Source organism: Haloarcula sp. CBA1115 (assembly GCF_000827835.1).
GTDB lineage: Archaea > Halobacteriota > Halobacteria > Halobacteriales > Haloarculaceae > Haloarcula > Haloarcula hispanica.
Map to the genome: position 1 here is coordinate 1,620,605 of NZ_CP010529.1, position 26,396 is coordinate 1,647,000.

The 26,396-nt window shown below is 60.7% G+C and carries 31 protein-coding genes and 1 tRNA gene; 22 read left to right on the forward strand and 10 right to left on the reverse strand.

What is annotated here, in order from left to right:
• Positions 1–6 precede the first annotated feature (6 nt).
• Genes SG26_RS08020 through SG26_RS08035 form a run of 4 tightly spaced genes read left to right on the forward strand, consistent with a single transcriptional unit; the run spans position 7 to position 2,662 of the window.
• Positions 7–561, forward strand: coding sequence for a hypothetical protein (locus SG26_RS08020; protein ID WP_050037299.1), 555 nt, complete (start codon positions 7–9; stop codon positions 559–561).
• Positions 558–1,391, forward strand: coding sequence for a hypothetical protein (locus tag SG26_RS08025; protein ID WP_050037300.1), 834 nt, complete (start codon positions 558–560; stop codon positions 1,389–1,391). Before SG26_RS08020 ends, SG26_RS08025 begins: the two co-directional genes overlap by 4 nt.
• Positions 1,384–1,680 carry a hypothetical protein gene (locus SG26_RS08030; RefSeq protein WP_050037301.1) on the forward strand — a complete coding sequence of 99 codons (297 nt, stop codon included), beginning with the start codon at positions 1,384–1,386 and terminating at the stop codon, positions 1,678–1,680. The genes SG26_RS08025 and SG26_RS08030 overlap by 8 nt, the downstream gene beginning before the upstream one ends.
• Positions 1,673–2,662: a hypothetical protein gene (locus SG26_RS08035; RefSeq protein WP_050037302.1), complete on the forward strand. Its 990-nt coding sequence runs from the start codon at positions 1,673–1,675 to the stop codon at positions 2,660–2,662. The genes SG26_RS08030 and SG26_RS08035 overlap by 8 nt, the downstream gene beginning before the upstream one ends.
• Positions 2,663–2,880: 218 nt before the next feature.
• Here SG26_RS08035 and SG26_RS08040 read toward each other — a convergent pair whose 3' ends face one another.
• Positions 2,881–3,765 carry an IS1595-like element ISHja1 family transposase gene (locus SG26_RS08040; RefSeq protein ID WP_050038241.1) on the reverse strand — a complete coding sequence of 295 codons (885 nt, stop codon included), beginning with the start codon at positions 3,763–3,765 and terminating at the stop codon, positions 2,881–2,883.
• 221 nt (positions 3,766–3,986) lie between these two features.
• Between SG26_RS08040 and SG26_RS08045 the strand changes: the two genes are divergently transcribed.
• The 5 genes from SG26_RS08045 to SG26_RS21120 all read left to right on the forward strand — a co-directional run bounded on the left by SG26_RS08045 (position 3,987) and on the right by SG26_RS21120 (position 7,091).
• Complete coding sequence (locus SG26_RS08045; protein WP_050037303.1) at positions 3,987–4,448, forward strand: type IV pilin; 462 nt, start codon at positions 3,987–3,989, stop codon at positions 4,446–4,448.
• A gap of 129 nt (positions 4,449–4,577) precedes the next feature.
• A complete protein-coding gene (locus SG26_RS08050) occupies positions 4,578–5,285 on the forward strand; it encodes a hypothetical protein (RefSeq protein WP_050037304.1) in 708 nt (235 codons plus the stop codon).
• 171 nt (positions 5,286–5,456) lie between these two features.
• The gene (locus SG26_RS21110) at positions 5,457–6,128 is read left to right on the forward strand and encodes a hypothetical protein (RefSeq protein WP_154020790.1); all 672 of its coding nucleotides are present in this window, start codon (positions 5,457–5,459) and stop codon (positions 6,126–6,128) included.
• Between the two features lie 2 nt (positions 6,129–6,130).
• Positions 6,131–6,769, forward strand: a complete 639-nt coding sequence (locus SG26_RS21115; protein ID WP_154020791.1) for a hypothetical protein — start codon at positions 6,131–6,133, stop codon at positions 6,767–6,769.
• On the forward strand, positions 6,759–7,091 hold the full coding sequence (locus SG26_RS21120) for a hypothetical protein (protein WP_154020792.1): 333 nt from the start codon (positions 6,759–6,761) through the stop codon (positions 7,089–7,091). Before SG26_RS21115 ends, SG26_RS21120 begins: the two co-directional genes overlap by 11 nt.
• A gap of 37 nt (positions 7,092–7,128) precedes the next feature.
• Here the strand turns inward: SG26_RS21120 and SG26_RS08055 are convergent, their stop codons facing one another.
• Entirely contained in the window at positions 7,129–7,422 is a 294-nt protein-coding gene (locus tag SG26_RS08055; protein WP_050037305.1) for a hypothetical protein, read from the reverse strand.
• 12 nt (positions 7,423–7,434) lie between these two features.
• Entirely contained in the window at positions 7,435–7,755 is a 321-nt protein-coding gene (locus SG26_RS08060; protein ID WP_050037306.1) for a helix-turn-helix transcriptional regulator, read from the reverse strand.
• A gap of 342 nt (positions 7,756–8,097) precedes the next feature.
• Between SG26_RS08060 and SG26_RS08065 the strand changes: the two genes are divergently transcribed.
• Positions 8,098–9,105 carry a site-specific integrase gene (locus SG26_RS08065; protein ID WP_050038258.1) on the forward strand — a complete coding sequence of 336 codons (1,008 nt, stop codon included), beginning with the start codon at positions 8,098–8,100 and terminating at the stop codon, positions 9,103–9,105.
• A 654-nt stretch (positions 9,106–9,759) separates the two neighbouring features.
• Here SG26_RS08065 and SG26_RS08070 read toward each other — a convergent pair.
• Together SG26_RS08070 and SG26_RS08075 are read right to left on the reverse strand one after the other, a co-directional pair.
• On the reverse strand, positions 9,760–10,122 hold the full coding sequence (locus SG26_RS08070) for a group 1 truncated hemoglobin (RefSeq protein WP_050037307.1): 363 nt from the start codon (positions 10,120–10,122) through the stop codon (positions 9,760–9,762).
• A 133-nt stretch (positions 10,123–10,255) separates the two neighbouring features.
• The gene (locus SG26_RS08075; protein ID WP_050037308.1) at positions 10,256–11,719 is read right to left on the reverse strand and encodes a hypothetical protein; all 1,464 of its coding nucleotides are present in this window, start codon (positions 11,717–11,719) and stop codon (positions 10,256–10,258) included.
• A gap of 145 nt (positions 11,720–11,864) precedes the next feature.
• On the opposite strand from SG26_RS08075, the gene SG26_RS08080 reads away from it, so the two are divergent.
• Together SG26_RS08080 and SG26_RS08085 are read left to right on the forward strand one after the other, a co-directional pair.
• Positions 11,865–12,314, forward strand: coding sequence for a TRAM domain-containing protein (locus SG26_RS08080; protein WP_050037309.1), 450 nt, complete (start codon positions 11,865–11,867; stop codon positions 12,312–12,314).
• Positions 12,315–12,390: 76 nt separating this feature from the next.
• The gene (locus tag SG26_RS08085; protein ID WP_050037310.1) at positions 12,391–13,173 is read left to right on the forward strand and encodes an SDR family oxidoreductase; all 783 of its coding nucleotides are present in this window, start codon (positions 12,391–12,393) and stop codon (positions 13,171–13,173) included.
• A gap of 21 nt (positions 13,174–13,194) precedes the next feature.
• Here SG26_RS08085 and SG26_RS08090 read toward each other — a convergent pair whose 3' ends face one another.
• Positions 13,195–14,190 (reverse strand): mannose-1-phosphate guanylyltransferase, encoded by a 996-nt coding sequence (locus SG26_RS08090; protein ID WP_050037311.1) that lies wholly within the window; start codon positions 14,188–14,190, stop codon positions 13,195–13,197.
• An 82-nt stretch (positions 14,191–14,272) separates the two neighbouring features.
• The gene (locus SG26_RS08095; RefSeq protein WP_004960042.1) at positions 14,273–14,557 is read right to left on the reverse strand and encodes a hypothetical protein; all 285 of its coding nucleotides are present in this window, start codon (positions 14,555–14,557) and stop codon (positions 14,273–14,275) included.
• 172 nt (positions 14,558–14,729) lie between these two features.
• On the opposite strand from SG26_RS08095, the gene SG26_RS08100 reads away from it, so the two are divergent.
• Entirely contained in the window at positions 14,730–15,674 is a 945-nt protein-coding gene (locus SG26_RS08100) for a replication factor A (protein WP_050037312.1), read from the forward strand.
• Positions 15,675–16,289 (forward strand): RPA family protein, encoded by a 615-nt coding sequence (locus tag SG26_RS08105; RefSeq protein ID WP_014039067.1) that lies wholly within the window; start codon positions 15,675–15,677, stop codon positions 16,287–16,289.
• 46 nt (positions 16,290–16,335) lie between these two features.
• Here the strand turns inward: SG26_RS08105 and SG26_RS08110 are convergent, their stop codons facing one another.
• Positions 16,336–16,764, reverse strand: a complete 429-nt coding sequence (locus SG26_RS08110; RefSeq protein ID WP_014039068.1) for a VOC family protein — start codon at positions 16,762–16,764, stop codon at positions 16,336–16,338.
• Positions 16,765–16,897: 133 nt separating this feature from the next.
• Here SG26_RS08110 and SG26_RS08115 point away from each other — a divergent pair, with 133 nt between their 5' ends.
• The gene (locus tag SG26_RS08115; protein ID WP_004515935.1) at positions 16,898–17,332 is read left to right on the forward strand and encodes a CopG family transcriptional regulator; all 435 of its coding nucleotides are present in this window, start codon (positions 16,898–16,900) and stop codon (positions 17,330–17,332) included.
• Here the strand turns inward: SG26_RS08115 and SG26_RS08120 are convergent.
• Positions 17,324–17,776 carry a DUF5814 domain-containing protein gene (locus SG26_RS08120; RefSeq protein WP_004590290.1) on the reverse strand — a complete coding sequence of 151 codons (453 nt, stop codon included), beginning with the start codon at positions 17,774–17,776 and terminating at the stop codon, positions 17,324–17,326. The two genes, SG26_RS08115 and SG26_RS08120, sit on opposite strands and share 9 nt — an antisense overlap.
• Before the next feature lie 261 nt (positions 17,777–18,037).
• On the opposite strand from SG26_RS08120, the gene SG26_RS08125 reads away from it, so the two are divergent.
• From SG26_RS08125 to SG26_RS08140, 4 genes are all read left to right on the forward strand, one after another.
• A tRNA-His gene (locus tag SG26_RS08125) sits at positions 18,038–18,108 on the forward strand.
• 106 nt (positions 18,109–18,214) lie between these two features.
• On the forward strand, positions 18,215–19,063 hold the full coding sequence (locus tag SG26_RS20735) for an HNH endonuclease (protein WP_079980815.1): 849 nt from the start codon (positions 18,215–18,217) through the stop codon (positions 19,061–19,063).
• Between the two features lie 43 nt (positions 19,064–19,106).
• Entirely contained in the window at positions 19,107–19,385 is a 279-nt protein-coding gene (locus tag SG26_RS08135) for a hypothetical protein (protein WP_014039070.1), read from the forward strand.
• An 82-nt stretch (positions 19,386–19,467) separates the two neighbouring features.
• Positions 19,468–20,115 carry a phosphoribosyltransferase gene (locus tag SG26_RS08140; protein WP_044951553.1) on the forward strand — a complete coding sequence of 216 codons (648 nt, stop codon included), beginning with the start codon at positions 19,468–19,470 and terminating at the stop codon, positions 20,113–20,115.
• Positions 20,116–20,118: 3 nt separating this feature from the next.
• Here SG26_RS08140 and SG26_RS08145 read toward each other — a convergent pair whose 3' ends face one another.
• Positions 20,119–21,324: a CBS domain-containing protein gene (locus SG26_RS08145; RefSeq protein ID WP_014039072.1), complete on the reverse strand. Its 1,206-nt coding sequence runs from the start codon at positions 21,322–21,324 to the stop codon at positions 20,119–20,121.
• 100 nt (positions 21,325–21,424) lie between these two features.
• Here SG26_RS08145 and SG26_RS08150 point away from each other — a divergent pair, with 100 nt between their 5' ends.
• The 3 genes from SG26_RS08150 to SG26_RS08160 all read left to right on the forward strand — a co-directional run bounded on the left by SG26_RS08150 (position 21,425) and on the right by SG26_RS08160 (position 26,379).
• A complete protein-coding gene (locus SG26_RS08150) occupies positions 21,425–21,790 on the forward strand; it encodes a cupin domain-containing protein (protein ID WP_050037314.1) in 366 nt (121 codons plus the stop codon).
• 286 nt (positions 21,791–22,076) lie between these two features.
• Entirely contained in the window at positions 22,077–24,122 is a 2,046-nt protein-coding gene (locus SG26_RS08155; protein WP_050037315.1) for a DEAD/DEAH box helicase, read from the forward strand.
• Between the two features lie 79 nt (positions 24,123–24,201).
• Positions 24,202–26,379: a hypothetical protein gene (locus SG26_RS08160; protein ID WP_050037316.1), complete on the forward strand. Its 2,178-nt coding sequence runs from the start codon at positions 24,202–24,204 to the stop codon at positions 26,377–26,379.
• Positions 26,380–26,396 lie beyond the last annotated feature (17 nt).

Consider the following 26,396-nt stretch of genomic DNA (forward strand, 5'->3'; position numbering starts at 1 on the left):
TCGACTATGAACCCACGTACGCCCATACTCCTCATACTAATCGTCAGCTGTATCGCTCTCGCTGCACCAGCGGCAGCGCAGGAAACAACGAACAAGACGGCGGCCTCGACGAACGTCTCCGCACCTGATGGCGCACCCAGTGATGTCGAACTCGTCGTTGACGAGAACGTGGTGGTCACAGACTACCGCTACCAGGACGGCCAGCTGGTCATCGACTTCTGGTCGGACGAGTACAAGGTCGTCAGTGTTGCTCCGCAGGTTGACGCCGGATCGGAAGCGGGCAGCGTCTCTTTCCGTGCGGCTGTCGTCGACGCGGATACGACGACCACCGTTCGAGTGCCATCCAGCGGTGGTGTGACACTCTGGACTGAGCAGTCCATCGAGCAGCAGCGGTTCCACTACCTCCGCAAGCCCAATTCGTTCATCATCACTGGTCCGTGGAGTGGTGAGGACGTTCGCAACGCTGCCCTCGGCAGTGCGCTCGGTGTCGTGATTGCCGTCCTGTACGAAGCCGTCTCCGCGAAAATCGGGTCGGCCCAGCGAGGTGAGCGACTGGCATGACCGACGACGAGAATAATCCTGATCTCGACCGCGACGAGATGGCGCACAACGCTGACCCTGGCCCGGAACACAGTCGGACTTATCGACTGTTCCGGTGGCTCACGAACAACCTGCTGTTGATCGCGTCGGGTGTCGGTATTGTCCTGTTCGTCATCGCGTCGATTCTCGGCTACGAACTCCCACGAAGCCTGCGTCTGATCGGACTCTGTGCGCTCGTGACCATTCCGCTGGCCGGGCGACCGACGGGCAAGAAAGTCCGGTCGCTGCTCTGGGACCCGAATTACGTCTGGCTCGTCGACATTGACGCCCGTCACACGAAAGGCGGTATCTTTCGGACACCTGGGCAACGGTTCCGCGAGTGGTCCGTCGAGGACGGCCAACTCGACTGGGTGAGTCCCAATCTCGCCTTCGGCAAGAATGTCGACCTCGAAGCCCAGACCGTCGAAGGATGCTGGCGCGGAACCCTCTCCGACCGTGAGCTGATGCGAACGCTCCAGGCCGTCGAAGAGTGTCGCGGCCAGCTCGAAGCTGACGCCAAGCGCGGCTTCGCCATCGAAGCCCAGGCGTTCACCATCATCCGTAACGCCACGCGCAAGGCGATTCTCCATATCGTCTCGACGTTTGAGCGCGGCACCCTTCCAGATGAAGGAGAGGGGTTGACCGACGAGATAGATTCGGCTATCGAACAGTTCGGCCTCGACCGAAAGATCCGCGCTGCCGAGAACGACGAGTCTCCCGAGTCGGACGTCCCGGGCGTCCGCATCGATCTTGACCAGGACCTCGCCGATCTCGCTGGCGCTGGTGACGGAGGTGTTCCCGCTGATGATTGAACTCAATCTAACCCATCGTGAGAAAAGCATCGTCGTGGTAACTGCTGCTGTGACGTTCGTAGCCGGCTTCTGGGCCGGCATCTGGTCGGTACCACCGCAGGCCCTTGACGTGCCACTGGAGGTGACGCAGAACGCTGGAGAACAGATATACGATCCTGCCTATCGTCCTGTTCCCGGTTCCCTGCCTGTCGTCTCAGTTGTCGTCCCGCTGTTCGGCTTCGCATACGCGTTCCGGGATCAGCTCGTCGAGGACAGTTCCGACTCTGTTGAGGTGTCCGCTGATGACTGACAGCGTTGACGAACACCTGCTGACCGCTGCGAAGCTCTACGAACAGGTACAGGGCGAACTTGACGGTGACGAGCGACTGCTACCGCACACGGGTATCGTCGAGGATCGGCAAGACCGCGCGGCGCTGTCGTTCATGGAAACGGCGATGCGAGAAGCCCACCGGTCACCGGTAGGTAGTTCTACGTTCGAGGGCACGGCTCTCGGACAGGCGATCTCCTCGAAGGTCCTGACCGACACGGCGACGGAAGCCGTCGCTGCTGGCAACGGTTCGGTCATGTCTCATATTGTCGGTGTGACCGAACAGGACCTCGACGCCTCGGCGCTGCGGCTCCCGATGATGCTCCTGAACGAGATCGAGAACAACGGCGCTCCGGCGTTCCTCACTGCTGCGGGCAACCCGAACACAGGCAAGACCAACACGGCTATCCTCCTGATCACACTGCGGGCGCTCGACCTCGATGACCTTCTGGTACTCTCGAACGTCCGGACGTGGGAACAGACGGATATTGTTGTCACGTCAGCTCACGATCTCGCCGTGCAGCTGCTCGAACATCGGGACCGACCGAAAGCCATCCTGATCGACGAAGGTTCGACGCACTTCGACGCCAGAACGAACCGCCGTGAGGTGGCTGAACAGTACACGCCGCTGGCGAAACGCTACGCGAAGATCGGCGTTGATATGGAGGCCGTCGTTGTTCACACAGGGAAGGATCTCCATCCCGAGCGCAAGCGCCTCTCGACACTGGCGATGTACAAAGCGGCGAAGAAGAGCGCGGAGTTCTTCGAAACGTGGCCCGCTGATGCTGATGCGCCGACTGACCGACTGTTTGGTGGTAGTCTCGAAGAAATCGAGAAGGTGACAGGCTACGATCCTGATGACGCCGCGCCGTGGGCTTGGAACCTTCGAGCCGGTCTATTTGAGAAAGACGTTGAGTGGACACAACTTCTCGAGCTGCTCCGTGAACGCGGATCTGTTGAATAACACTCCCCTCTGATTTTCTACCAATTGGAACTACATTTGTGAGTGTATCCGCAATCTTGATACACTCCAAGTCCAGACTTATAACTGCGAGACAGTGACCCGTCTCGCTGAAAACGGGATATAGGATCACCGGCTTTGTACTGGTGTTCCGGGCCTGGATAGCCCCCCGATATCCATACGTTTTGCTGATACGCTCTTGTGAAGCACGTTGTTGATTTTCAGAGGGCAGCATCAAGAGCATGTTTGAGCGCTTCGTCACCTGGTTTTCTGTAGAGTTCGCAGCGGAGCTGAAAGGCTCTGAGATACGGTGTTAGCTTGTCCTTTGACACTCCTCGATGGGGCGAGAGCCACCGTCGCGTCAGCGACGCGTGGCTCTCGCAACCGTTGACGTGTACTTCGCCATCAGCGTATTCACCGTCGCCGTGGACGACGTATTCGCGGGAGAATGCGTCGTCTTCTTCGAGCAGCTCGTACGCTCGAAATCCGTCCGTATAGACGGTCAGCAACTCCTCATCGTGGTCAGCAAGCAGGAGTCGAATAGTCGATTCACCAGCGGATTTCGCTGGCACGACGTATCGATCGTCCGAGCCACGATCGACCAGCGTGAACACCGGCGGTTTGTCGCCGTCGTACGAGCCTCGTCCACGCGTGGACAGGCCACGCGAGCGCGACTCCTGGTCGCGCTCGCGGCCTTTGAGACCGGCAGAGACGTACACTTCGTCGATTTCGACCGGTCCAGACAGTGTGATCGAAGGCGCGTCGAGCGCGCTGGCGAAGCGCTCGACGCGCCGTCTCACCGTTCTGTACGAAAGATCGAGCTCCGCCTCGATCTGGCGAATACTCGTGTTGAACCGTAAGAACACGTATATCGTGAAGTACCACTCTTTCAGCGAGAGCTTCGAATGAGCGAAGATCGTGCCGGTCTTGTCGTTGAACGTCCGGCCGCAATTCTTACACAGATACCGCTGATACTCCCGATAGCTGCCGTTTCTGACCGCCAGGTCAGAACGGCAGCGGGGGCACTCGACGCCATCACGCCAGCGAACCTGCTGCAACAGGTCCGCTGCAGCCGATTCCGACACGAACCGGCTTATTGGGAACATATCGGGCACCGCTGGCGCGGTGCCCTTGCCCTCTTCGACTTTCAGCCGCAGCTCTCGCTATCAACAATCTCCTTCGCAAGAGCGTTGCTGATAATTGGTGTTCAAGCCGAGCTTGCAAGCTACAACATAGTCTTGAAAATCTACAGTGCGGCCTTGTAACGCCGGATTTGTTCTGAACAGTCTGAGAGGTTTATACCATTGTCTCTCATGGACTGTTCCGTATGGATCTAACAAACCTGAAAGAATTGCTTACTGACGATGACGCCGTCTCGCCGGTTATCGGTGTCATTCTGATGGTCGCAATCACAGTAATCCTCGCAGCGGTAATCGCATCCTTCGTCCTCGGTCTCGGTGACCAGGCATCCCAACAGACGCCAACAGCGAGTTTCTCGTTCGATTACGAGGCCGATAGCGCAACATCCGGTGACCTAACCATCACGCACGACGGTGGGGACGCTGTCCAGGGCAACGAATTGTATCTTCGCGGCAGTGGTCTTGATACGAGTGGAGAGTGGGCGTCGGACATAAGTGGTAACGCCAGTGCCGATGGTGGGTCAGCGGTTGCTGCTGGTGACGTTGCTGAAGTAGGTGCTGACTCGGACTTCTCCGCACGGATTGTGTACCAGTCGCTCGAAGGTGACAACTCCGCGACACTCGCAGAAGACTCCGGACCCGACGCGTAACTGAGCACCTTTTTTAGATTTTTCGCAGGATAGAACGAATAGCTAAATATACCTCTTAGACAGGCTCTTTCGTCGAAGGCCCTGACCGACACAGCGACCGAGGCCGTCACTGCTGGCAACGGCCCGGTCATGTCCCACATCGTCGGTGTCACTGAACAGGATCTCGACGCGTCGGCGCTGCGGCTGCCGATGATGCTCCTGAACCAGATCGAGAACAACGGCGCTCCGGCGTTCGTCACGGCCGCCGGCAACCCAAACACGGGCAAGACTAACACGGCCATCCTCCTGATCACGCTGCGGGCGCTCGACCTCGATGACCTCCTGGTACTCTCGAACGTCCGGACGTGGGAACAGACGGATATCGTCGTCACGTCGGCCCACGATCTCGCCGTGCAGTTGCTTGAACATCGGGACCGACCGAAGGCCATCCTGATCGACGAAGGCTCGACCCACTTCGACGCACGGACGAACCGCCGAGAGGTGGCCGAGCAGTACACGCCGTTGGCAAAGCGATACGCAAAGATCGGCGTCGACATGGAAGCCGTAGTGGTCCACACTGGGAAGGACCTCCATCCCGAGCGAAAGCGTCTCTCTACGCTGGCGATGTACAAGGCTGCTAAGAAAAGTGCGGAGTTCTTCGAGACGTGGCCTGCTGACGCTGACGCGCCTACTGATCGTTTGTTTGGTGGTAGTCTCGAAGAGATTGAGAAAGCTACTGGCTACGATCCTGATGATGCCGCACCGTGGGCTTGGAACCTCCGGGCTGGTCTATTCGAGAAAGACGTTGAGTGGTCCGACCTTCTCGACTTGCTTCGCGAATGTGGTCCTGTTGAATAATAATCATACTTGATATATAGTTATTTGAACTGCATTTGTGAGTCTGGCCGTAATTTTGATACACGAACTGAAAATACATAATATAAGAGTGGAGTATATGAACCCAAATATGAACAAAAGATTGATTACTGGGCATTCAGTGTTTTCTGTAATTAGCTATTAGACTCGATTATGACTAAACTCAACCCACAGAATATCAGCATCGGATTTATTTTCCCCTACAATCTTCCAGTAGACGAAGGCAACTTAGCTAACTGGCTGACGCAGAGAGATTTCCAATTAGTCGATTCTGAGAATCAAGCCTCTGTTTTTCAAGGAGGCGTTCGAATTGAAGGTGGACCCTTTGCGGTAAATAATCAAATCCAGGTTCTCTATGAACCTGAGGCCGACATATCTGGATTTAGTGATTCATCGTTTATAACGTTCAAAACTACCGAAGATGTGTCATATGATGAAATACATTCCTACGCCGAAGATTTCTTCAATACTTATGAGGGTGCAGATTTTGACACTTTAGGAACTGTTGAGCTCACATACAATGGTATTATAAGAGTTGATAGCGCTTCTCATGACTTCTCTAACTATTTTAACAATAACAAGCTAGAAACTCTCACTGAGCTTGGTCCCTCCGATATTAATGGCACTGCTGCAGTTATAGAACCAAATATAAACAATTCTGAAAACGGATGGTTTAGAATGGTTTTAGATACTGAATCAATCTCAAATCCACACATCTGGAACCTACAATTTCAGTACAGAGTGGATTCATTAGAAGACCTTGACATCGATAAAATAGAAACGACTCTAAAAGAATTTATAGATAGTTCAGGTACTAGTGACTAATTATGGCTGGTGAATTTGATATTAATAGTTCTGGTTCAACAGACACTAGGACCCCTAAGCAACAGAAGCCCACTGGTACAGCCGGCACTCCTCAACCTTCGTTAAGTTCAGAAGATAATAGCGGCTCCGTTATATATCCAGAATATATTCACAAATTAGAAAAACGAATCGATTTAATTGAAAAGTTCCTAATCCACCAATATAAATCTGAGTCAACTGACCAGTTCGATCAGCTGAGGTCATATAAGAAAGGGCCTACTACAGATATTAACACCCCGATTCAAGATCCACTAAACCAGTCTAGCCTTGGTATACTTAACGAGCCTTCTAGACCTCCAACAGTTGGCACGAACGATACTTCTACTACTACTTTTACTGACGAGGAACTATCCACTATTGCAGAGAATGTTCAGTTAGGGAACCTAGAACAACATTGGAATGCTGATTCGAACACTAATATGCAGGAATCAAATCCATCTATCAATAGTTTAATAAGATCGTTATTTTTTGAGAGGCCGGAAGCATCTTTATATAGTGTATCTTTAGGGTTAATGATGGTATCCTTATTCCTTTCCAGCCCTACGATAGCACTCGCAGGCGTTGTAACCTTAATTACTACAATTTTACACTATGCAAGGTGACTGGGTTTCTGAGGTTCTCACTTCTCTAACCTATGCAGACCCACTTACTGCATTAATCATCGTTATTGGTATGCTAGTGGCTCTTACGATGATACTACAAGCGCAAGCCAAAACAATACAAAAACTACTAGGTGTTAGGCATACTTTGGGAAAAATAGTAGTACTATTAACCGCAACTGTTTCATTACTGTTCATTTCCGCAACTAACACTCAGCCTTTTCACATATTCATCATTGGAGTCATATCAGCTATGGGAAGTGCTAGATATTTAGTTGTAAAATTAGAGGAACAAAATGAGCAGATTCCCGACTCAACACGATGATTGATTCACCAACCCACCGACCCACCCACCGGTCGGCCTACTCCATGGCCTTTGGATGCCGTGGATATGGGTACAATTCCACGTCGATCTCGCCCTCAAGGTACTGCTCGCCTTCAGTCGTCAGCTCGACGAAATCCTGATCCTCGGTTAGAAACGCCACCAGATCGGCGTCAGCCAACACTCGACACCGATCTTGTACCTGCGCCTCTGTCGCGTGAATATTGTCACGAATAGCCATCTGTTTCGCTGTCGACACCGAGTCATCCCGAAGGTGTTCCAGTATCCGGTCGTCGATACTTCGTTGCCAGCGGGCGGTCTTTCGAATCGTCATGGTGGAGGGCGATTACACGTCGTTCGTCTCTGCGTCTGCACTCGTCGACGGCTCCGTTGGGCCACTACCGTTGATATAGACGCCTTCCTCGGCGTCGTATTCTTCATCGAGATACGCTTTCCCTTCGTCAGTAATCACATAGGCTCCGTTACCGACGTGAGTTAGAAGCCCATTCTCGGCGAGTTTCTTCATCCGTCGGCCAACCTGAGTTCTCGAAACGCGGACTAACCCGCTATCGTGGACTTCTTTGGGTGTTCCCGTACCCTCGTTCTCTCGCATCCATTCGAGGATACGGTCGTCCCAGACGCTCTGCCACGAACCGGATAAGCGCATTTGAATTACAAATATTACTCGACCCACCTATTTCAGTCCTTACGTGCACTTTCTTACCAACCAATCAGATATAGCTTCCCGATACATTTATGCACTTTCTGGGTAATAGTGTTCTTGCGGGCAGCCCACTGATGGCTCTTAGCCATTCAGAACTGGGCCGTGCTGGAACACGGCCCGAGGGTGGTTCCGTTACCGCATCCATGTCAACAGGAACCGATACGGGGTCTACGCCCCGCACGACGACAGTCGCCTCGCCAGATGAAAAGCCCAGCGTTCGCCCGGCTTCCAGAGGTGGTTCTATTGACTGACCTCGATCCGATCCCGCCCCATGAGGCCGTCGAGATGTTTCACGACGCGATGGTGGACGAACACGCAAAGTCGACTCGGGAGAGCAACAAGCATCGTCTCCAGGCGTTCGTGCAGTTCTGCGACGAGGAAGGCATCGAGAACCTGAACGAACTCACTGGTCGGGACCTCTACAAGTATCGGATCTGGCGACGAGAAGGCCAGGGCGACGGCCGTGACCCTATCAAGACAGTTACTCTCAAGGGCCAACTGGCGACACTCCGCCGCTTCCTCCAGTTTGCTGCTGACATTGACGCGGTCCCGCAGGGGTTCTATGAAAAGTTGACGCTGCCGACGATGACCAACGGCGAGGACGTATCGGAGACCACGCTCGACCCTGAGCGCGCAATTGAGATTCTGGACTATCTCGAAAAGGCCCGTCCCAGCACGCGTGACCACATCATTCTCGCTCTGCTCTGGGAAACCGGTGCGCGTACTGGCGCAATCCGTGGCCTCGACCTCACAGATGTGGACTTGGAAGGCGATCATCCACGGTTCTCCGGGCCCGCCCTACAGTTTGTCCATCGTCCTGAAACAGACACGCCGCTCAAGAACCGAGAGGCAGGAACTCGATGGAACCGAATCAGTGAGAAAACCGCTCGGTACATCGAGGACTACATCGATTTCCACCGGGATGATGTAACCGACGAGTACGGACGAGAACCCCTGCTCACAACATCACACGGTCGACCAGCTGGCAACACGTTCCGAACGACACTGTATCGGATCACCCGTCCCTGCTGGCGCGGTGAGGACTGCCCGCATGACCGCGATCTCGATGAGTGCGAAGCCACGCACATCGACCACGCCAGTAAGTGTCCCTCGGCCCGATCTCCTCACGATGTTCGCAGTGGTCGAGTGACCTACTACCGTCGTGAGGATGTTCCCCGCCGAGTCGTGAAGGATCGACTCAACGCCAGCACAGATATTCTCGACCGTCACTATGACCGGCGTTCTGACCGCGAACAGGCTGAACAGCGAAGCGACTTCCTCCCAGATATTTGAGAACAATGAGTACTAAAATCAACGTTGCGAATTGGCGATATTCAGGTTCCCACCGTGCCCGTGAAGCCGCTGAACGATAGTGAAGCGTGCTGAACCGCAGCACGCAGGGGGATTCGAATCACGCCAGACCGAACGAAGTGAGGCCTGGCCTCGGGTGAGAATCCCACCATCCCGCCATCTCCGAATAAAAGCAACGTAGACAGCCACGCTACACGCCGAGGAGTCACATTCTCAAAACAACCAAGCGCGCCATCGGTCGCATTCCAGCGTCCCCCACAGTTCGCTGCCGGCTGACCGCTCTGAAAATGCCTGTCACCGCCCGTATGTCTCACCAGAACCAGTCTTTAGAATGTCGCAGTGAAGGGTGCACTACTGCCAATACCTAGTCGGCTCGCATGACCTGTCAGAGGCACGGAACCCGACTTGGGGGGATGGTATCAGTTTCGCACCCTCCACAACCATGGTTTTCCCGGCGAGACGTATGAAACAGCGACATTTTCACACCCAGCTATTGTTTTGAAAACACGGGTGAACCATCGGTACTGCTACTACTGGGACTGTGCCTGCTCACAGGGCCAGCCCTACAGCGACACCGAGCTGTTCCGGTCTCCGAACGGCTCCGGCGCTGTGTCTGAATGCGTCCGAACCCCGGTGCTACGCTTCTACGATGTCGTCTTCCATGGCAGCGACCTCAGTGAGAATCGCTTCGACGTCGTCGTCGGGGACGCCGTTCTCCCGGAGCGCGGCTTCGAGGTGGGTCGCGACGTTGGCGAACGCTTCTTCGGTGATTCCCATGCCTTCGTGGGCGGTCTGCATGTCATCGCCGTCGTAGTCGACCGGTCCGCCGGCGACGGCACTGATGAACTGCGCCTGGTGGCTGCGGAGCTGGTCCATGTCGGTCGCTTCGAAGTACGGGTCGAGTACCGGGTCGTCGAGCACCCGGTCGTAGAAGTCCGAGACCACCGCGTCTACCGCGTCGCGACCGCCGATCCGCTCGAAAATGGACTGTGATGCCATTGTCAGGTGACAGGTAAGCGGCCGGCATGACAGTTGTGGAAAAACATATTCGGCACAGAACGCCGCGTTAGCGCTCCGACGCGATGCGTGGCCTAGCGACGCTCTCAAAGTAGGCCAAGCGCTCATCGAAGCGCTACAGCCGTTTGCGCCGTCGCTGCCGACCGACCAGTACCACCGACAGTATGCCGAGCGTCCCGAGCATGGTCCACTCCCCGTGACGGTCGGTGACGGGCCGTGCGGTACCGACGCCGTGCTTGCCCTCGTCGTCGCCGCTGGTCGCTGTGGCCGGGCTGCTATCGACTGACGGCGCGAAATTCGCCTGCCGGTCGGTCGTATCCGCTACGCCGCTTCGCTGCAGGTCACGATCAGTGAGCGCGTCGGTCTGGACTGACGGCGCGGTGTCAGTGACAGCCTGTCGAACGAACGCGTCGAGGTCGTCCCCGGCGACAGCCGACACCGTCTCGGCGAACAGCCTGAGTGTAATTCGCTCGTCTCGCCGAGTCAGCCCGTCGAGGACCGCTTCGAACGTTCGGTTCCCGTCGGTCGCCTGCCGGAGGCGGGCGTCGATAGCCGCGACGACACGCGTTCCCTTGTGGTACTGCGCGCCCGGCCCGTCCCAGCTATCGGGCTGTGTCAGGTCAGCGGTTTCGTGGCGCTCGGTCGTAATCCTCTCATGAAACTGGTCTTTTTCGATACCGCTCGCGCTGTAGGTGAGCGCCGCGGTGTGATAGTCCGCGCTCCCCTCACTGAGCCAGTCCATCGCCGGTGTCGTCTCGAACGTCTCCCGGGTGTGGCGGTACTCGTGGACCCAGACGTTGACCGGGGAACGGACGGGTTCGCCGGCGTTGACGATGACATCCGACTCGCCGTTCGACGGGGAGTACCCGCCCGGTGCGAGTTCGTTCGGCGCGACGAACACGCGGATGTGGTCGTGATCCGTTCCGGCGGTCGAGGCACGCTTCGCGTGACTGATGGAGTCCAAGACGGCGGTTCGGTTGGGTCGCAGGTCCGCAGCCGCCGGGACAACGAGGGTGATTCGGTCCCCGTCGACTGTTCTGAGTTCTGTCTCGTGTGGGCCGATGTAGGCGGCCGTACGCCCGGCGACACCGTTCTGGCCGGGCGCGAGCGCGAGCGACTCGTTCCACGTGGGCCGCGGCCCGACGTGCCAGCGCCAGCGGGCACGCAGTGACACTTCCTGTCTGGCCAGCAGCGTCCAGTTGTCGGTGTCGGCGGTCCGCTGGCCGAACGTCGTCGAGAGTCCGACCGGCACAGTGTAGGTCAACTGTGCTGTCCTCGTATCGCCGCTGAGACGCCAGCGGTCGCCATCGGACTCGAGGCCGTCGGCTCGAAGCACAGTCGTCTCCGCCGGCGTCCGAACTGACAGTCCAGTGACGTGCCGTGGTCGCTCAATCGTCGCGGTCACCCGTACCCGACCGGTCTGGGTCGGCTCCCTGTCGATTGCGTACCGGACATCAATCGAATTATCGCTGTCGCTGGTGCCGATTTGTGCCGGTGGACTCGACTCGACACCGAGGGCGACTGGAGACGTGCAAACCAGAAGCAGGCAAACCAGCCCTGCCGACATCTGCGTTCTCATAGCTCTGGGCGCTGCCGAATGCTACGCGACAACCAGCGAGTGGCAGTAAAGTGTGTGCCGGTGAAAATCTCAAACGTAATAACAGGCTGTGCGGCGCGGAGATGGGGTCGCAAGCGTTTTGCCAGCGGCCACGTTATCCCCTGATATGGCCGATTGTCCGCTCGCAGACGACTGTCCCAAATTCACCGAACGAATCCAGGGGATGGGCTGTACCCACTACGGCGACCGTGGCGGCGCCGAGTGGTGCAATCACTACAACCAGCCGATCTCGGAGCTCAAGAGCCAGCCGGTCAAGATGGGCGAGGAAGTCGCCGTCGACGTCGAGGACATCCACGAGAGCGGTGCCGGCGTCGGTCGGACCGAGGACGGCTTCATCATCATGGTGGACGGCGTGCTCCCGCCGGCCCGCTCGCTGGTCAAGGTGACCAACGTCCACTCGAACCACGCCCGCGCCGAGGAGGTCGAGCGACTGGAGATGGACGAAGAGCTCTCCGAATCCGAAACCGACGAGAGCGACACCGAGACCGACGAGACGGACGACGACCCCGACGACGGCCGGCGTCTCGGGAGCCGGGACAACTTCTGGGGCAGCTAGGACAGTCCGCGGTCGACAGTCATTGGGACAGTTTGCGAGCGGGACTTCTTTGGGACAGTCGGTACTTCTCCCGGACATGGACCTCGAACTCGATGGCAACGCAGCGCTGTGTACCGCCGCGACGAGCGGCCTCGGACTCGCGAGCGCCGAAGCCCTCGCCGCTGAGGGAGCCGACGTGGCCGTCTGTGGCCGAACGCCCGAACACGTCGACGAGGCACGGGACCGGCTCGAATCGGTCGGCGACGGCGATGTACTGGCCGTCGAGGCCGACATCACTGACCCCGACCAGATCGAGGCGCTCGTCGAGGAGACCGTCGACAGCTTCGGCGGCCTCGATCACGTCGTCACCAGCGCCGGTGGCCCCGCCCCCGGACCGTTCATGGAGACGACGGAACGGGACTGGTACGGCGCGTACGACCTGCTGGTGATGAGCGCCGTCTGGACCACCCGGACCGCCTATCCGTATCTCCGGGACTCCGACGACGGTACTATCGTCAACATCACCTCCCGATCCGTCAGGGAGGTCATCGACGACCTGGTGCTCTCGAACGCTGTCCGCCGGGCCGTCATCGGCCTGATGAAGACCCAGGCCCGCGAGTTCGCGCCGGAGGTCCGCGTCAACGCCGTCCTCCCCGGTGCACACGAGACGCCCCGCATCGAGGAACTCGTCGAGGCGGCCGTCGAGCGCGGCGAGTACGATTCCTACGAGGAGGGTATCGAATCCTGGTCCGACGCGCCGCTCCAGCGCGTCGGCCAGCCCGAGGAACTCGGAGACGTGGTGGCGTTCCTCTCGTCGGCCCGCTCCTCCTACGTCACCGGGACGGCCCTGCCCGTCGACGGCGGCGCGATGCGGAGCTAACAGCCCTGGCCGCCGATCCGCTCAGAATCGCTCGTCATCGCGTAGCTCCGACACGACCTCCCGAACGCGCTGAGCCTCGTCTTTCGGGACGACGAGTGTTCGGTTGTCGAAGGACGCCACCACGAGGTCTTCGACGCCGACGGCGCTGACGTGCCCGTCGCTCGCCAGCACGTTCCCATCGGCGTCGATGGTGACCGCCTCCCCCAGCACCGCGTTTCCGTCTTGTTTGTCGAGGATGCGCTCGAAGGCGTCCCACGAGCCCAGGTCGTCCCAGTCCAGCGCCGCCGGGACGACGAAGGCGTTCTCGGCTTCTTCGAGCACAGCGTAGTCGATGCTCACCGGGTCAACAGCGGCAAAGGCGGCGTCATGGTCCCCGTCGTCGAGTCGCTCGACCATGGGTGCAAGCGGCGACGACGCCGCGGCGGACAGGAGGGCCGTCGGCGTCCACGCGAACAGGCCGGCGTTCCAGTAGAACCCCTCCCGGACGTACTCCGTCGCGGTCTCCCGGTCCGGCTTCTCGTGGAACGTTTCGACCGGCGCGAAGCCGTTCTCGGACGGCCCGGGCTTGATGTAGCCGTAGCCGGTCGCCGGCCGGTCGGGCTCAATGCCGACGGTAACAAGCCCCTCGGTTTCCACTGCGACTCGCGCGGCCGTTCGTGCGACCGTCTCGAACGGCCCCGAAATCCGGTGGTCGCTTGGCAGACACAGCAGAACACAATCGCCGACCTGCTCGCGGATGCGGTGGGCCGCATACGCCAGTGCCGGCCCGGTGTCTTTCGGTTCCGGTTCGGTCAACACTGCTGCATTCGGGACGTGCTCCCGGACCCCGTCGGCGAACGAGTCCCGAGTCAGCACGTAGGTCTCGTCGGCCAACCCGACCCGACTGACAGTCTCGGCGAGTAGCGATTCGTCTTCCCCGAAGGAGAGAAACTGTTTGGGGCGGTCGCTCCGACTCGCCGGATACAGGCGCGTGCCGGTGCCGCCGGCCAGGACGAGCGCGACGATTGGTCGCTCCATACTCGGGCTTTGCCCAGCCAGTGCTAAAATGTTGTACTGGCGACCGAGGAGAGTACCAACAGAACCCACTGCCGTCAGCGAGTTACCACGTTTCTATCGTCCCGTCCCTGATGTCTTCGACACAGCCCTGACAGTCCGGACTCTCTGCGTCGTAGCAGACTGGCCGACGCTGCTCGTCCATCGACACCGCGCGGTACTCGGCGTGGCGGCGACAGACGATTCGAGCCCGGCCCTCCTCGTCCCTGGGCAGGCCGGCCTCCGCCGACCGCTTGCCGTTTTTGTAGGCCTTCTTCGCGTCCGAGAGCTGCTGCTCGGCCGACCGCAAGGTATCTCGGATGAACCGTGCGAGTCGGTCGTCGTCGGCCATACTGACCGTTGTGCCCCGCGACAAATCAATCTTCTCGCGTGGCTCTCGCGCCGCGACTGTGGGACCGCAACACCCTCACTCACTTTCACTCCGCTGGGCGAGTGTTTATATCCGAAGGCGACCAAGCGTCGGATGTCTCCCAACGAAAACCAGGCGGAGACAGTGAAAGCCAATGACTGAGTCAGATTTGCGTACCCACGCGACAGAGATACACGAGCAGTTTTCCGACCAGCTAGAGATCGACGTCGACGACGTCGTCAAGCGGCTCGATACGCTGGTGAACGACTATCAGGTCCCAATCAGCGAGGCCCGCCGAAGCGTCGTTAACACGTACCTCGACGAGGCCGGTATGGACCGCGACCAGCTGGGCGGCGGCGACGGCGGCGGCAACGAGCAAGTGAACGTCGCCGATGTCGACGCCCCCGAGGAGTGGGTCGACGTTCGCGCGACGGTCGTCGAACTCTGGGAGCCGCGCGCCGACGCCGTGGCCCAGGTCGGCTTGTTGGGCGACGAGACGGGCACGATCAAGTTCACGAAGTGGTCGAAGTCCGACCTCCCGTCGCTCGAAGAAGGGAAGTCCTACGCCCTGCGCAACGTCGTCACCGACGAGTACCAGGGTCGCTTCTCCGTGAAGCTCAACCGAACGACGACTATCGAGGAACTGGACGAGGCAATTGAGGTCGGCGACGACAGCGTCGAGGCCGAGGGCGCGCTGGTCGACATCCAGTCGGGCTCCGGGCTCATCAAGCGCTGTCCGGAGGACGACTGCACGCGCGTCCTCCAGAACGGCCGCTGTAGCGAACACGGCGAGGTCGAAGGCGAGTTCGACCTCCGAATCAAGGGCGTCCTCGACGACGGCGAGGAGGTCACCGAGGTCATCTTCGACGAGGACGCGACCGAGGAGCTGACCGGCATCGCCCTCGAAGAGGCGAAGGAGATGGCGATGGACGCGCTCGACACCACCGTTGTCGCCGACGAGATGCGACAGAAAATCCTCGGCCGGTATTACCGCGTCCGCGGTCCGACGTTTGGCCGCTACTTGCTCGCCGACGAGCAGGAGCGACTGACCGGGGCCGTGGATGCAGACGAGATTCTCATCAAAGCGAGGTCGATCTAAATGGCGAGTACACCCACCCGCGAGGTCGCACGGCGCGTCTTCGCACGCGAGTTCAACGACGCGAGCTACACGTTCAAGGAATCCGACGACGACCGCGCGCCGGTGTACGTCCTCCTGCCGACCGGCCAGCGCGCCAACCGCGTGTTCCTGGTCGGGACCCTCACCGAAACCGAAGACGTCGGTGAGGACAGCGAGTACTGGCAGGGCCGGGTCGTCGACCCCAACGGCGACACGTTCTTCATGTACGCCGGGCAGTACCAGCCCGACGCGGCGTCGATGCTGCGCGAACTGGAGCCGCCGGCCTACGTCGCTGTCGTCGGCAAGCCACGCACCTACGAGACCGACGAGGGCGAAGTGAACGTCTCGATCCGCCCCGAGTCCATCTCGAAGGTCGACGAAGCGACGCGGGACCGCTGGGTCGTCGAAACGGCCGAGCGAACGCTTGACCGGGTCAAGCGGTACAAGGAAGCCGACATGGAGGACCCGGCCACTGACGAGTATATCTCGATGGCTGACGAGGAGTACGAGCAGTTGTCAATCGAGAACTATCGGCAGTCGGTCGTCGGCGCGCTGGAGAGCCTGCAGGACGAACAGGCCGAAGCCAGCGCGGACTGACCGCGGCACCGTCCTCGATTTTTCGCTGCTGGCAGGTCGACCGGCGCTACGGCTCTAGTAGCTCGATTCGGTTCCCTTCTGGATCGACGACGAACATGATCGTCGTCCCGCTCTCGGTCGTTTGCGGGCCGCTGAGCGTTTCGACATCATCGGGTAGTCGGTCGGCGACCGCATCGAGGTCGTCGACTTCCAGCCCGGGATGGGTCGCTCCCGGTCGATTGAGGTCCGGGTCCGGCATCGCCTCGCCTTCCGGCTCGTAGCTCGCCAGTTCCAGACGCGCGCCGCCGGCGTCGAGGTGCACCAGTTCGGCGCTGGCCCCTTCGATGTCGACGGCGGTGCCGAACGCCTCGTCACCGACCGAGAAGCGCGTCAGCACGTCGAGTCCGAGCACGTCGCGGTAGAACTCGACGGCGCGGTCCAGATCGCTGACGATGATACCGAAGTGGTGAGCGGTCGCGTCGATGTCTGTCGCCATCTCTGCCGGAACCGAGGTCGGCCGGCTGTTAAATCACAGCGGTTCGACTGTCGTCAGAGACGGCCACCAAGGGACCGGTCCGGTAGCGTCTGACAAACGATTAAATACGTTGCTGCTGAAACAGTACATAACTATGGGCAACAAAAACAAGACTATCTCCTTCCGCGTCAGCGAGGACAAATTCGAAACCCTCCGCGAAATCGCCGAGGAACGCGATATCTCGCTGTCCGCAGTTTTTCGTGACTACGTCGACACGCTTGTTTCCCACGACGGTCAGGTGAAGGTCGCGCCGGAACACGAGTTCGAGGACGACGCAACCGAGACCAGTACCGAGAGCTTCCCGCCGAAAGTCGAAGTTCCGAAGAGCTTCGTCCGCGAGCACGAGCGACTCGAACTCGAAGCCGAACACCTCCGCGAACAACTGGAAGAACACAAGCGCTACGTCACGAAGCTCCGCCAGCAACTCGACGAGATGGATCAAGACGAGGTCATTCATCTCGAAGACCTCGATCAGGGCGAAGAGGAAGACGCCTCCTATCGCATCGGCAGCTTCGACGACCTAGAGTAACCGCTGGCGTTTCTGCTGTACGTCCTCGGCGACGTCGTCGCGCCCATCGACATCGGCCAGGGTTTCCACGGCTTCTAACGTTCTGACGGAGTTATCGAGGAAAGAGAGCACGTCGCCCGGATACGCATACAGCATGTAGTCGTCGCTCATCACGTCGACGATTGCGTCCGGCCCCATTCCCTGTTCGCGCAGTTCCAGCAGGTACGAGATGAACTTCCGCTCGGCACAACCACAGTGGGGGTTGGCCTCACAGTCACAGTCGAGGAAGTCCTCAGCGAAATCCAGGACTCGCTCTCTGGAGGCTTCGTCGAGCTTTGCCAACCCCTCGCCCTGAAACAGGATGTCCAGCGTCGCACCCTTGAACGCCCCCTTCGGGAAGCTCGTCTCTAGCTGGGAGGCGAGCTGCTGGTGGTTCTTGACGTAGATTTTGTCCGTGATGGCCACGCGTGCCTCTCTGTACGCGTCGGCTGTGTAAAAGCGTCTCGAAGCAGCCGGTGAGCTATCGTAACAATTGAAATGGTTTACACACTGACCGCATTGCAGGCGTGCGAGCAGGTGTGCACTGATTTTCAATGGCTACTATAGTCGAACTCAACTCCGAACCGACGTGCCACCGCTGTCACGCGCTCTCACGACTCACTGGTTCCCCGATTCGTAACGTATTTCTGTTCCAGCGGAATATCTATGATTGCCTCAATAAGCGTGTCCGGGTTGGGGTAGTGGTATCCTTCAGCCTTGTGGTGGCTGAGACGTGGGTTCAATTCCCGCACCCGGACTGTATCAATTTTCTTATATGTTTTGAACCGAGGACATCAGTACGTTTAGTTTTACTTTCACCCCACTCGGCTCATATTTACTATCTACTACGTTCTTGTCTGCCCTGTGAAAGAGTTTGACTGTCCGACATGTGGTCGGGTATTCGATAGTCGACGTGGTCTTGGGGTGCATCATAGCCGCGTCCACGACGAACGGCTACCGAATAGAGAGTGCAACCATTGTGGAGATTCCTTCTACTGTGAGTCCGCCCGAGCCTACTGTTCGAAGCACTGCCACGATGCCGCTGTATCGTACGAAGGAAAAGCCAATCCGAACTTTTCGGATGCGACAGAGCAGACGAATTGCGAGGTCTGTGGCGCGAAGTTCGAGTATTACCCGTCGGAGAAAGATGGGGTATACTGCTCTGACTGTGTCGAGAACGCGGCGTGGCGCGACCCGCCACAAATTTCTGGAGCTGCACACCACTCGTGGTCCGGTGGCAAACTATCGGTCTCCTGTGACGTTTGCGACGCCCGCATTGAGCGATATCCGAGTCAGATTCAGAGTGAAGTCGTCCTCTGCAGCCGTGACTGCCACGCGGAGTGGCTTTCGGCGGCGTTCACCGGTGACGGGCATCCGAACTGGCGCGGCGGTGGCGTGGGCGAGTACGGACCGGGATGGCGGTCGGTGCGCGAGCAGGCCCTGGCGCGGGACGACCACGCTTGCGTGCTGTGTGGCACTGCTGCCGAGGAACTGGGACGGAACCCGGATGTGCACCACATCGTGCCGGTTCGGCTGTTCGCCGTGATGCCAGCGCTCGCCGTCCGGGACGCACACACGCTTGACAACGTCGTCTCGCTGTGTCCGGGCTGTCACCGTCGAGCCGAGTTCGGTCACGTTTCGCGGGCGGAGTTGCGTTGGCGGGCCGGTATCCCTCGAATAGATACCCCCGTCGCAGGCGGCGCGATGGCGTAACTGGACCGGAATCTACACAATCAGTCCCGCCGCCAGTACGCGTATGTCACCAACTGTCGACGAACTGCGGAACGAGATCCGCGAGGCTGTCGGGCGGTACGAACGCCCGGTCTCGACTGCTTTCACCAAGGAAGCTCTGGCGGCCATCTGCGAAGCTGTCGGGTACGATATCGACACGGACCGACTGCCGTCGAAGCCGCAGATGCGGGCGGGGATTCTCTGGACAATCGGCGAGCGCGAGGACGACGACCCGGCGGACGCGGAACAGCCCTTCCGGAAGGGAGAACTCGAAGCGATTGCCGCGGCGCTGTCCGACGAGTAACGGTGCCCTTCGGCTGGTGCGAGGTTTCCAGTTGACCGTCAGAATGCGGAGCTATTTGCTTCCCGACAGCGAATTAACCAGTATGGCACGCAACCGCTCCCCGACGTTCGAGAACAGGCAAACTGCCGGTCGACGGCTGGGAGAGGCGTTGCGCGAGCGAGATATCGCGGTCGACATCGTCCTCGCGATACCGCGCGGTGGGCTGCCAGTGGGCCGCCCCGTCGCCGACGCGCTCGACGTCCCGCTGGACATCGCGGTCGCAAAGAAGATCGGCGCACCGAACAACCCCGAGTACGCTATCGGCGCCGTCGCCGCGGACGGAGCGGTCTGGCTCAACACCGATGTCATCGAGCAACGCGAGATACCCCGGGACTACGTTGCGAGCACACGAGCGGAGATGGCGGAAGCCGCCCGACAGAAGGCCCAGCGCTACCGCAGTTCGGAGTCGTCGCCGACACTTACCGGGAAGCGAGTCTGCCTCGTCGACGACGGCGTGGCGACGGGCGCGACGGCGCGGGCCTGCATCGAGCAGATCCGACAGGCCGGTCCCGAGCGACTCGTGCTTGCGGTGCCGGTCGCTTCGCCGCGGGCGATTTCGGACCTCGAAGCGCTGGTCGACGAGGTGGTCTGCTTGGAGGTCCCGTCGGCGTTCCGCGCCGTCGGCCAGTACTACGAGCAGTTCGACCAGGTTTCCGACGAGGACGCGATGTCGTATCTCGACGGCGAGTGACCGTTACCGCTCTATCCCTGATTCCGGCCGGACAGTCTCGGTCTCCGTCTCACCGATGGGGGTAAAGTCGCCGCTGGACTTGATAATCGAGAGCGCTGTCATGATGTCTGTCCGGGTGAGTAACCCCTCGAAGGAGTCGTCCTCGTCAGTGACGAGCAGGCGACCGACGGAGTTCTGCTGGAGCGAGGTCAGCGCGTCCATCACATCGGTCTCCGGACTGATTGTGATGATTTCCGTCGTCATCACGTCGCCGACGGTGTAGGCCTCGCGCTCGACCTCCTGAACGGCGCGGGCGTCTTCGAGCGTGACGAGGCCGACGACCTCGCCGCCGCGCTCGACCGGATAGCCGGTGTGACGCTCCTTGAACATCGTCTGGATGAGTTCCCGGACGGACATGTCCTCGGGGACTGTCGTTACGTGGTCCGCCGGCGTCATCACGTCCGCGACGGTGACGCCCTCGAACGCGGCCCGCATCGAGGTCTGGCGGGACTCGCCCGCCGCGCCGATGTAGATGAAGAAGGCCAGGCCGGCGAGGAAGATATTTCCGAGGACGAAGATGCCAAACAGGCCGAGGAAGACGGCGAACACCTTCCCGACTTCGGCGGCGATGGTGGTGGCTCTGGCGTACGACCGCCGGCGGGCCAGCAGCGCGCGCAGGACGCGGCCGCCATCCATCGGGAAGCCGGGGAGCATATTGAACGCCGCCAGTGCGATGTTCATCAGCGCCAGATAGCCGAGGATGAACCGTGCTGATTCGATGGCTGTCGCCGCACCGCTTGGGAGAAGCTGGAACGCGACGAAACAGACAGCGCCGACGGCGATACTGACGATGGGGCCGGCAATAGCGATGACCAGCTCCTGTTTCCAGTCTTCGGGCATCTCGCTGAGCTGGGCGATGCCGCCGAACAGCCAGAGCGTGATGGAGTCAATAGGGAAGCCATAGCGGATAGCGACGAGGGAGTGGCCGAGTTCGTGGAGGACGACGCCGGTGAACAGGCCGAGGGCCGCACCGATGCCGAGTACCCAGACGAGCGCGCCGTCGGTGAGGACGGCCGCGTCCAGCCCGGCGTTCAGCGTCCCGTTCAACAGCTCGGTCGTCTGCTCGATCTGTGTCCCGATAATCCAGGCGAACAGCGGTAGCACGAGGAGAAATGTCAGGTCCAACTGGATCGGGATTCCGAACGCGCTTCCGATGCGGAACCGGCGCATACCCGTCGCTTATCGGGGGACGGTCTTAAGCCCCCTTGGCGGAACTGCCGTGGTAACCGACGCCGGTACGCCTTTGCGGCGCGCCCGCGATGGACCGCACATGAGCGACCCACTGATTCGCCGCGCTGACGACATCGAGTACGAGGCCGTCGACGCAGCCGACGGGCTGGAAAAGGGCGTCCTCATCGGCGAGGAGGGGGGCGGCGGCAACCTCGCAATCCGTCGCTTCACGCTTGCCCCCGGCGGCAGCGTGCCGAAACATACTAACGACATCGAACACGAGCAGTACGTCCTTTCGGGGCGGTATACCGTCGGTATCGAAGGCGAGGAACACGACGTCGAAGCCGGCGACAGCCTCCACATCCCCGCCGGCGCTGTCCACTGGTACCGCAACGACGGCGACGAACCGGGCGCGTTCCTCTGTGCGGTTCCCGCCGGCGACGACGAAATCAAACTGCAAGGGTGACCCGGAGCAACAGTTCACTTCTCCCCGTACTTGGAACAGTGCGGGCCAGACTGCCCTACCCGTCGCTCGTTGGACAAGCCATGCTGGGTGGGACTGAAAGGGGCGGTCGGCTACGCGAACCCCGACGACGCAAGCACTGTACCGAGCGAAGCGAGGGAAGCGCACAGCGAGGCGCGGGAGCGTAGCCGACCGGGGCTTTCCGGCTGTTTAAATCAACTGTCACAGCACCAGTAACACCCACAGCTAGTCCGAACCGCTCAAGTAGCGCAGTCGCCACTAGATAATTGTGTCACAGCAGGCCGCACAGGTAGAGACGCTGTTCCTCCACGAACATGGCGAGGAGTTCCGCGTCGCCGCCCACCGGGACGGCGAGCGGCTCTTCCACGGCATCCTCGAACTCAAGGAGACCGACGCCGGCCCCCGCCCGCGTCGGCTCCGCGTCAAGGACGGGACCAGCGAGGAGCTTCGCTCGCCCGACCAGTTCGTCGACCTCGCCCGCCGTGCGGCCCGCATTCGTATTTCCGAGCAGACTGCTCCGCGTGCACGCGAGCGCATCCGAGAGATGCTCGACGCGTACCAGATCGAGGCCAAGGTCGTCCGGACCTGTCGGCTGTGTGCCTCCGACGGGCGCTACTCGCCGATTACCAGCGAGACGGCTATCGAGACTGACGACGAGACCATCTGCCCGGAGTGCGCTCGCCAGCAGCTCGACCGAGAACTCGCCTACAAAGGAAACATCGGCGGCGACGCTCGCGACCGGCTCGAAGAGCTCCTGCTCGAAGTGCAGGACCTCGACCGCGTGACGAACCTCCTGTCGGGCCAGCTGGACCCGGACCTGACGAAGTTCGACGAGATTTCGGCGACCGTCGACGAGGTCGACCCCGTTCGCGTTGATTCGCTGGACCTCCATCCCGGGATGCAGGAGCATCTCGAATCCCGGTTCGACACGCTCCTGCCGGTCCAGAGCCTCGCCGTCGAGCACGGGGCCACGGAGGGCCGCGACCAGCTGGTCGTGAGCGCGACGGCGACGGGGAAGACGCTCATCGGCGAGATGGCCGGCATCGACCGCGTCCTGAACAACAAGGGCACGATGCTGTTTCTCGTCCCGCTGGTCGCGCTTGCAAACCAGAAATACGAGCAGTTTCAGGACCGCTACGGCGACATGGTCGACGTGTCGCTGCGCGTGGGCGCGAGCCGCATCGCCGACGAGGGCGGACGCTTCGACCCCGAAGCCGATGTCATCGTCGGGACCTACGAGGGAATCGACCACGCGCTCCGGACCGGCAAGGACCTCGGGACGGTCGGTACGGTCGTCATCGACGAGGTCCATACGCTCGGCGAGGACGAGCGAGGCCACCGCCTCGACGGCCTGATTTCCAGACTCAAATACTACTGCGAGTCCGGCGGCGCACCCGACAGCGGCGACACGCAATGGATCTATCTCTCGGCGACGGTCGGCAACCCCGGCCAGCTGGCCGACCAGCTCCGGGCGACGCTCATCGAGTTCGAGGAGCGGCCGGTCCCCATCGAGCGCCACGTCACGTTCGCCGACGGCCGCGAGAAGATCGAGACCGAAAAGAAGCTCGTCAAGCGAGCCTTCGACAACAAGTCGAGCAAGGGGTACCGCGGCCAGACCATCATCTTCACGAACTCCCGACGCCGGTGTCACCAGATTTCACGCAAACTGGAGTACAGCTCCGCGCCGTACCACGCCGGGCTGGACAACCGGAAGCGACAGCGGGTCGAGCGGCAGTTCGCTGATCAGGACCTCGCGGCGGTCGTGACGACGGCGGCGCTGGCGGCGGGGGTCGACTTCCCGGCCTCGCAGGTCATCTTCGACTCGCTTGCGATGGGTATCGAGTGGCTCACCGTTCAGGAGTTCAGCCAGATGCTCGGCCGGGCTGGTCGCCCGGACTACCACGACAAGGGCACCGTCTACATGCTGGTCGAGCCGGACTGTTCGTACCACAACAGCATGGAGATGACCGAGGACGAGGTGGCGTTCAAGCTCCTGAAAGGCGAGATGGAGCCGGTCATCACCCGCTACGACGAGGGCGCGGCCGTCGAGGAGACGCTGGCGAACGTCACCGTCGCCGGCAAGCAGGCCAAGCGGCTCAACGACCGGATGGTCGGCGAGGTCCCGACCAAGCACGCGCTCGGGAAGCTACTGGAGTACGAATTTATCGACGGGCTCTCACCGACGCCGCTCGGCCGAGCCGTGACCCGGCACTTCCTCGCGCCCGACGAGTCGTTCCAGCTGCTCGACGGCATCCGAAAGGGACAGCACCCCTACGAGATCGTCGCCGACATGGAACTGCGCGACGAGCACTGAGCCGCGTTCGTTCCGCAGACCTGTCGGCCGAGTATCCTTTCGGCGTACATTCTTGTAGCGGCACGTACTTCCGGTGTCCATGGGCCTGTTCGATACGATCCGTCGCGCCGTCGGTGGCGATGACTCGTCGACCGACGGGGACGAGCGGGCGGCCGGGGGCGACCCGCCGTCCGACGATGGGCCGGACCTTCTGGATACAGCGACGCTCGACCCGACGACGTTCCGGGAGTACGCCGAGCACGTCGTCGACGGCGCGGACCCGCTGACCTTCGACCCCGACGCGCTTGCCCGCCTCGATACGGCTATCGAGGAGAGCTACGACGGCAAAACCGTCGGCGACGCCGCGAGTGTGACGACCTACACCGAGAACACGGTTCGGTTCGGAAGCTACCTCGGCGAACTCCTCGTGCGGGCGTACGACGGCAAGTGGGTCCAGTCAGACGGTCGATGGGGCGTCGCTGTCGCCGGCCCGGACGATGAGGTGGGTGTCGCGGTGTTCGACGTGGCCGCTCGCTCGTTCGCCGACAAACCGGTGTTTGCGGCCGTCGTGACGCGTCTGGAATCCGACCTGGAACTGGATAGCATACAGAGTACTGACGACGACGGTCTGACAGAGCCGGACGCGGACGAAACCGACGCCGACAGCGTCGTCTCCGAACCGACGCGGGTCGTTAGCCGCGTCGACGATGGACAGGCGGACGAACGCGACGGACCGCCCGAACCGACGGCGACAGATGAGCGAAGTGAGGCAACTGCCGGCGACACCGCTGATACCGATTCGTCCCAGGCCATCGAAACAGAGCCGACCCGAATCGTCCGGCGGGTCGAATCTGAGTCGGAAGGCGAAGACCGGCCGGACGACACCGACCCCACACCAGCCGTCAGTGAGGCCGCTGACGAGCCAGAGAACGAGCCACCGTGGGGCAGTGACGACGCCGACGGTTCGACCGCTGACATCGGCGAGGACGCAGAGCCCGAGACGACCGAGTCAGCGTCAGACGATGCCGGCAGCGAGCCGTCGGCCGCTAAAACCACCGAGGAGGGGTCGACTATCGACTCAAGCGATGCGGAGCCGGCCACCGAACCCGCTGCCGAGCAGTCGGCTGTTGATACTGCCGATGAGCAACCAACGGCCGAAACACCGGCATCGGACTCGACCTTCGACGCCGCTGAAGACGGACCGACTGCTGACACGACTGATGCTGTCGAGACGACGGCCGATGCCGATGATACCGCTGATATGGCCACTGCCGACGAAGCGGCCGCGTACATCGACGAAGCGGAACCGACAGCCGACAGTGCTACAGCGGACCCCTCGGACGAAGCGCCGGCGGCCGAGACACTTCCCGAAGACTCGGCTATCGACACTCGCGACGAGGACCGAACTGTCGACGCGCCCGCGGGAGCAGCAACCGACACATCTGCTGACGAAGCAGTGACCGATACAGCCGACGACGGAGCGGCCGGGACATCGATAGACGACGAATCAAAGCCCGATATCTCGCCGGATGCGTCGTCAGACGTCGCTACAGACGCGGAGGCGGTTTCCGAAACCACGGGTGACGAGTCGCCTGCAGACACCGCTGACGCCGCGGGGGTCGATGACACGCCGGCAGCCGTTGCGGAATCCGACGCCGTGGAACAGTCCGATGATCGTCCCGACACATCGGCTCCTGTCGGGGATGTCGAGGCGTCTGATGCCACTGAGACTGCACCGTCACAGGACGCAACCGCTGACGAGACGCCTGATACGGCGGCCGCTGACGAACGTGAGCAGCCTGCTTCCACCGGCAGCGACTCGACCGCTGGCTCGATGGCCCGCTCGTGGGAACCCGGCACGGTCCGGGCGGACCACGCCGACACCGCCGTCGAGTTCGCCGACTTCTGGGGCGAGCACGACCTCGATTTCTCGCCGGCCTCGCTTTCGCGACTCGACGATCTGGTCGACGCGGAGTGGGACGACGAGCGATTCGCCGAGACGACGTTCGGGAGCGACGACTCCTTCGACGACCGCGCGTTCACCAGTGTCGTGCGGGAACTCGGCGGCTACTTCGGCGAAGTACTCGTCCGGCAACTCGACGGCAAGTGGACCGACGAGACGGACCACGAAGCGGCCGTCGTCGTCGGCGGACCGGGCGGGCAGTTCGCCATCCCCGTCTTCGAGGTCGCGATAACCTCGCTCAGAAAACAGGCGGTGTTCGGCCGGAGCTACGACGCCCTGCTCGAAGACCTGGGTCGTGACGGGCCGACGCGGTGAGCGACGCGACACCGGCC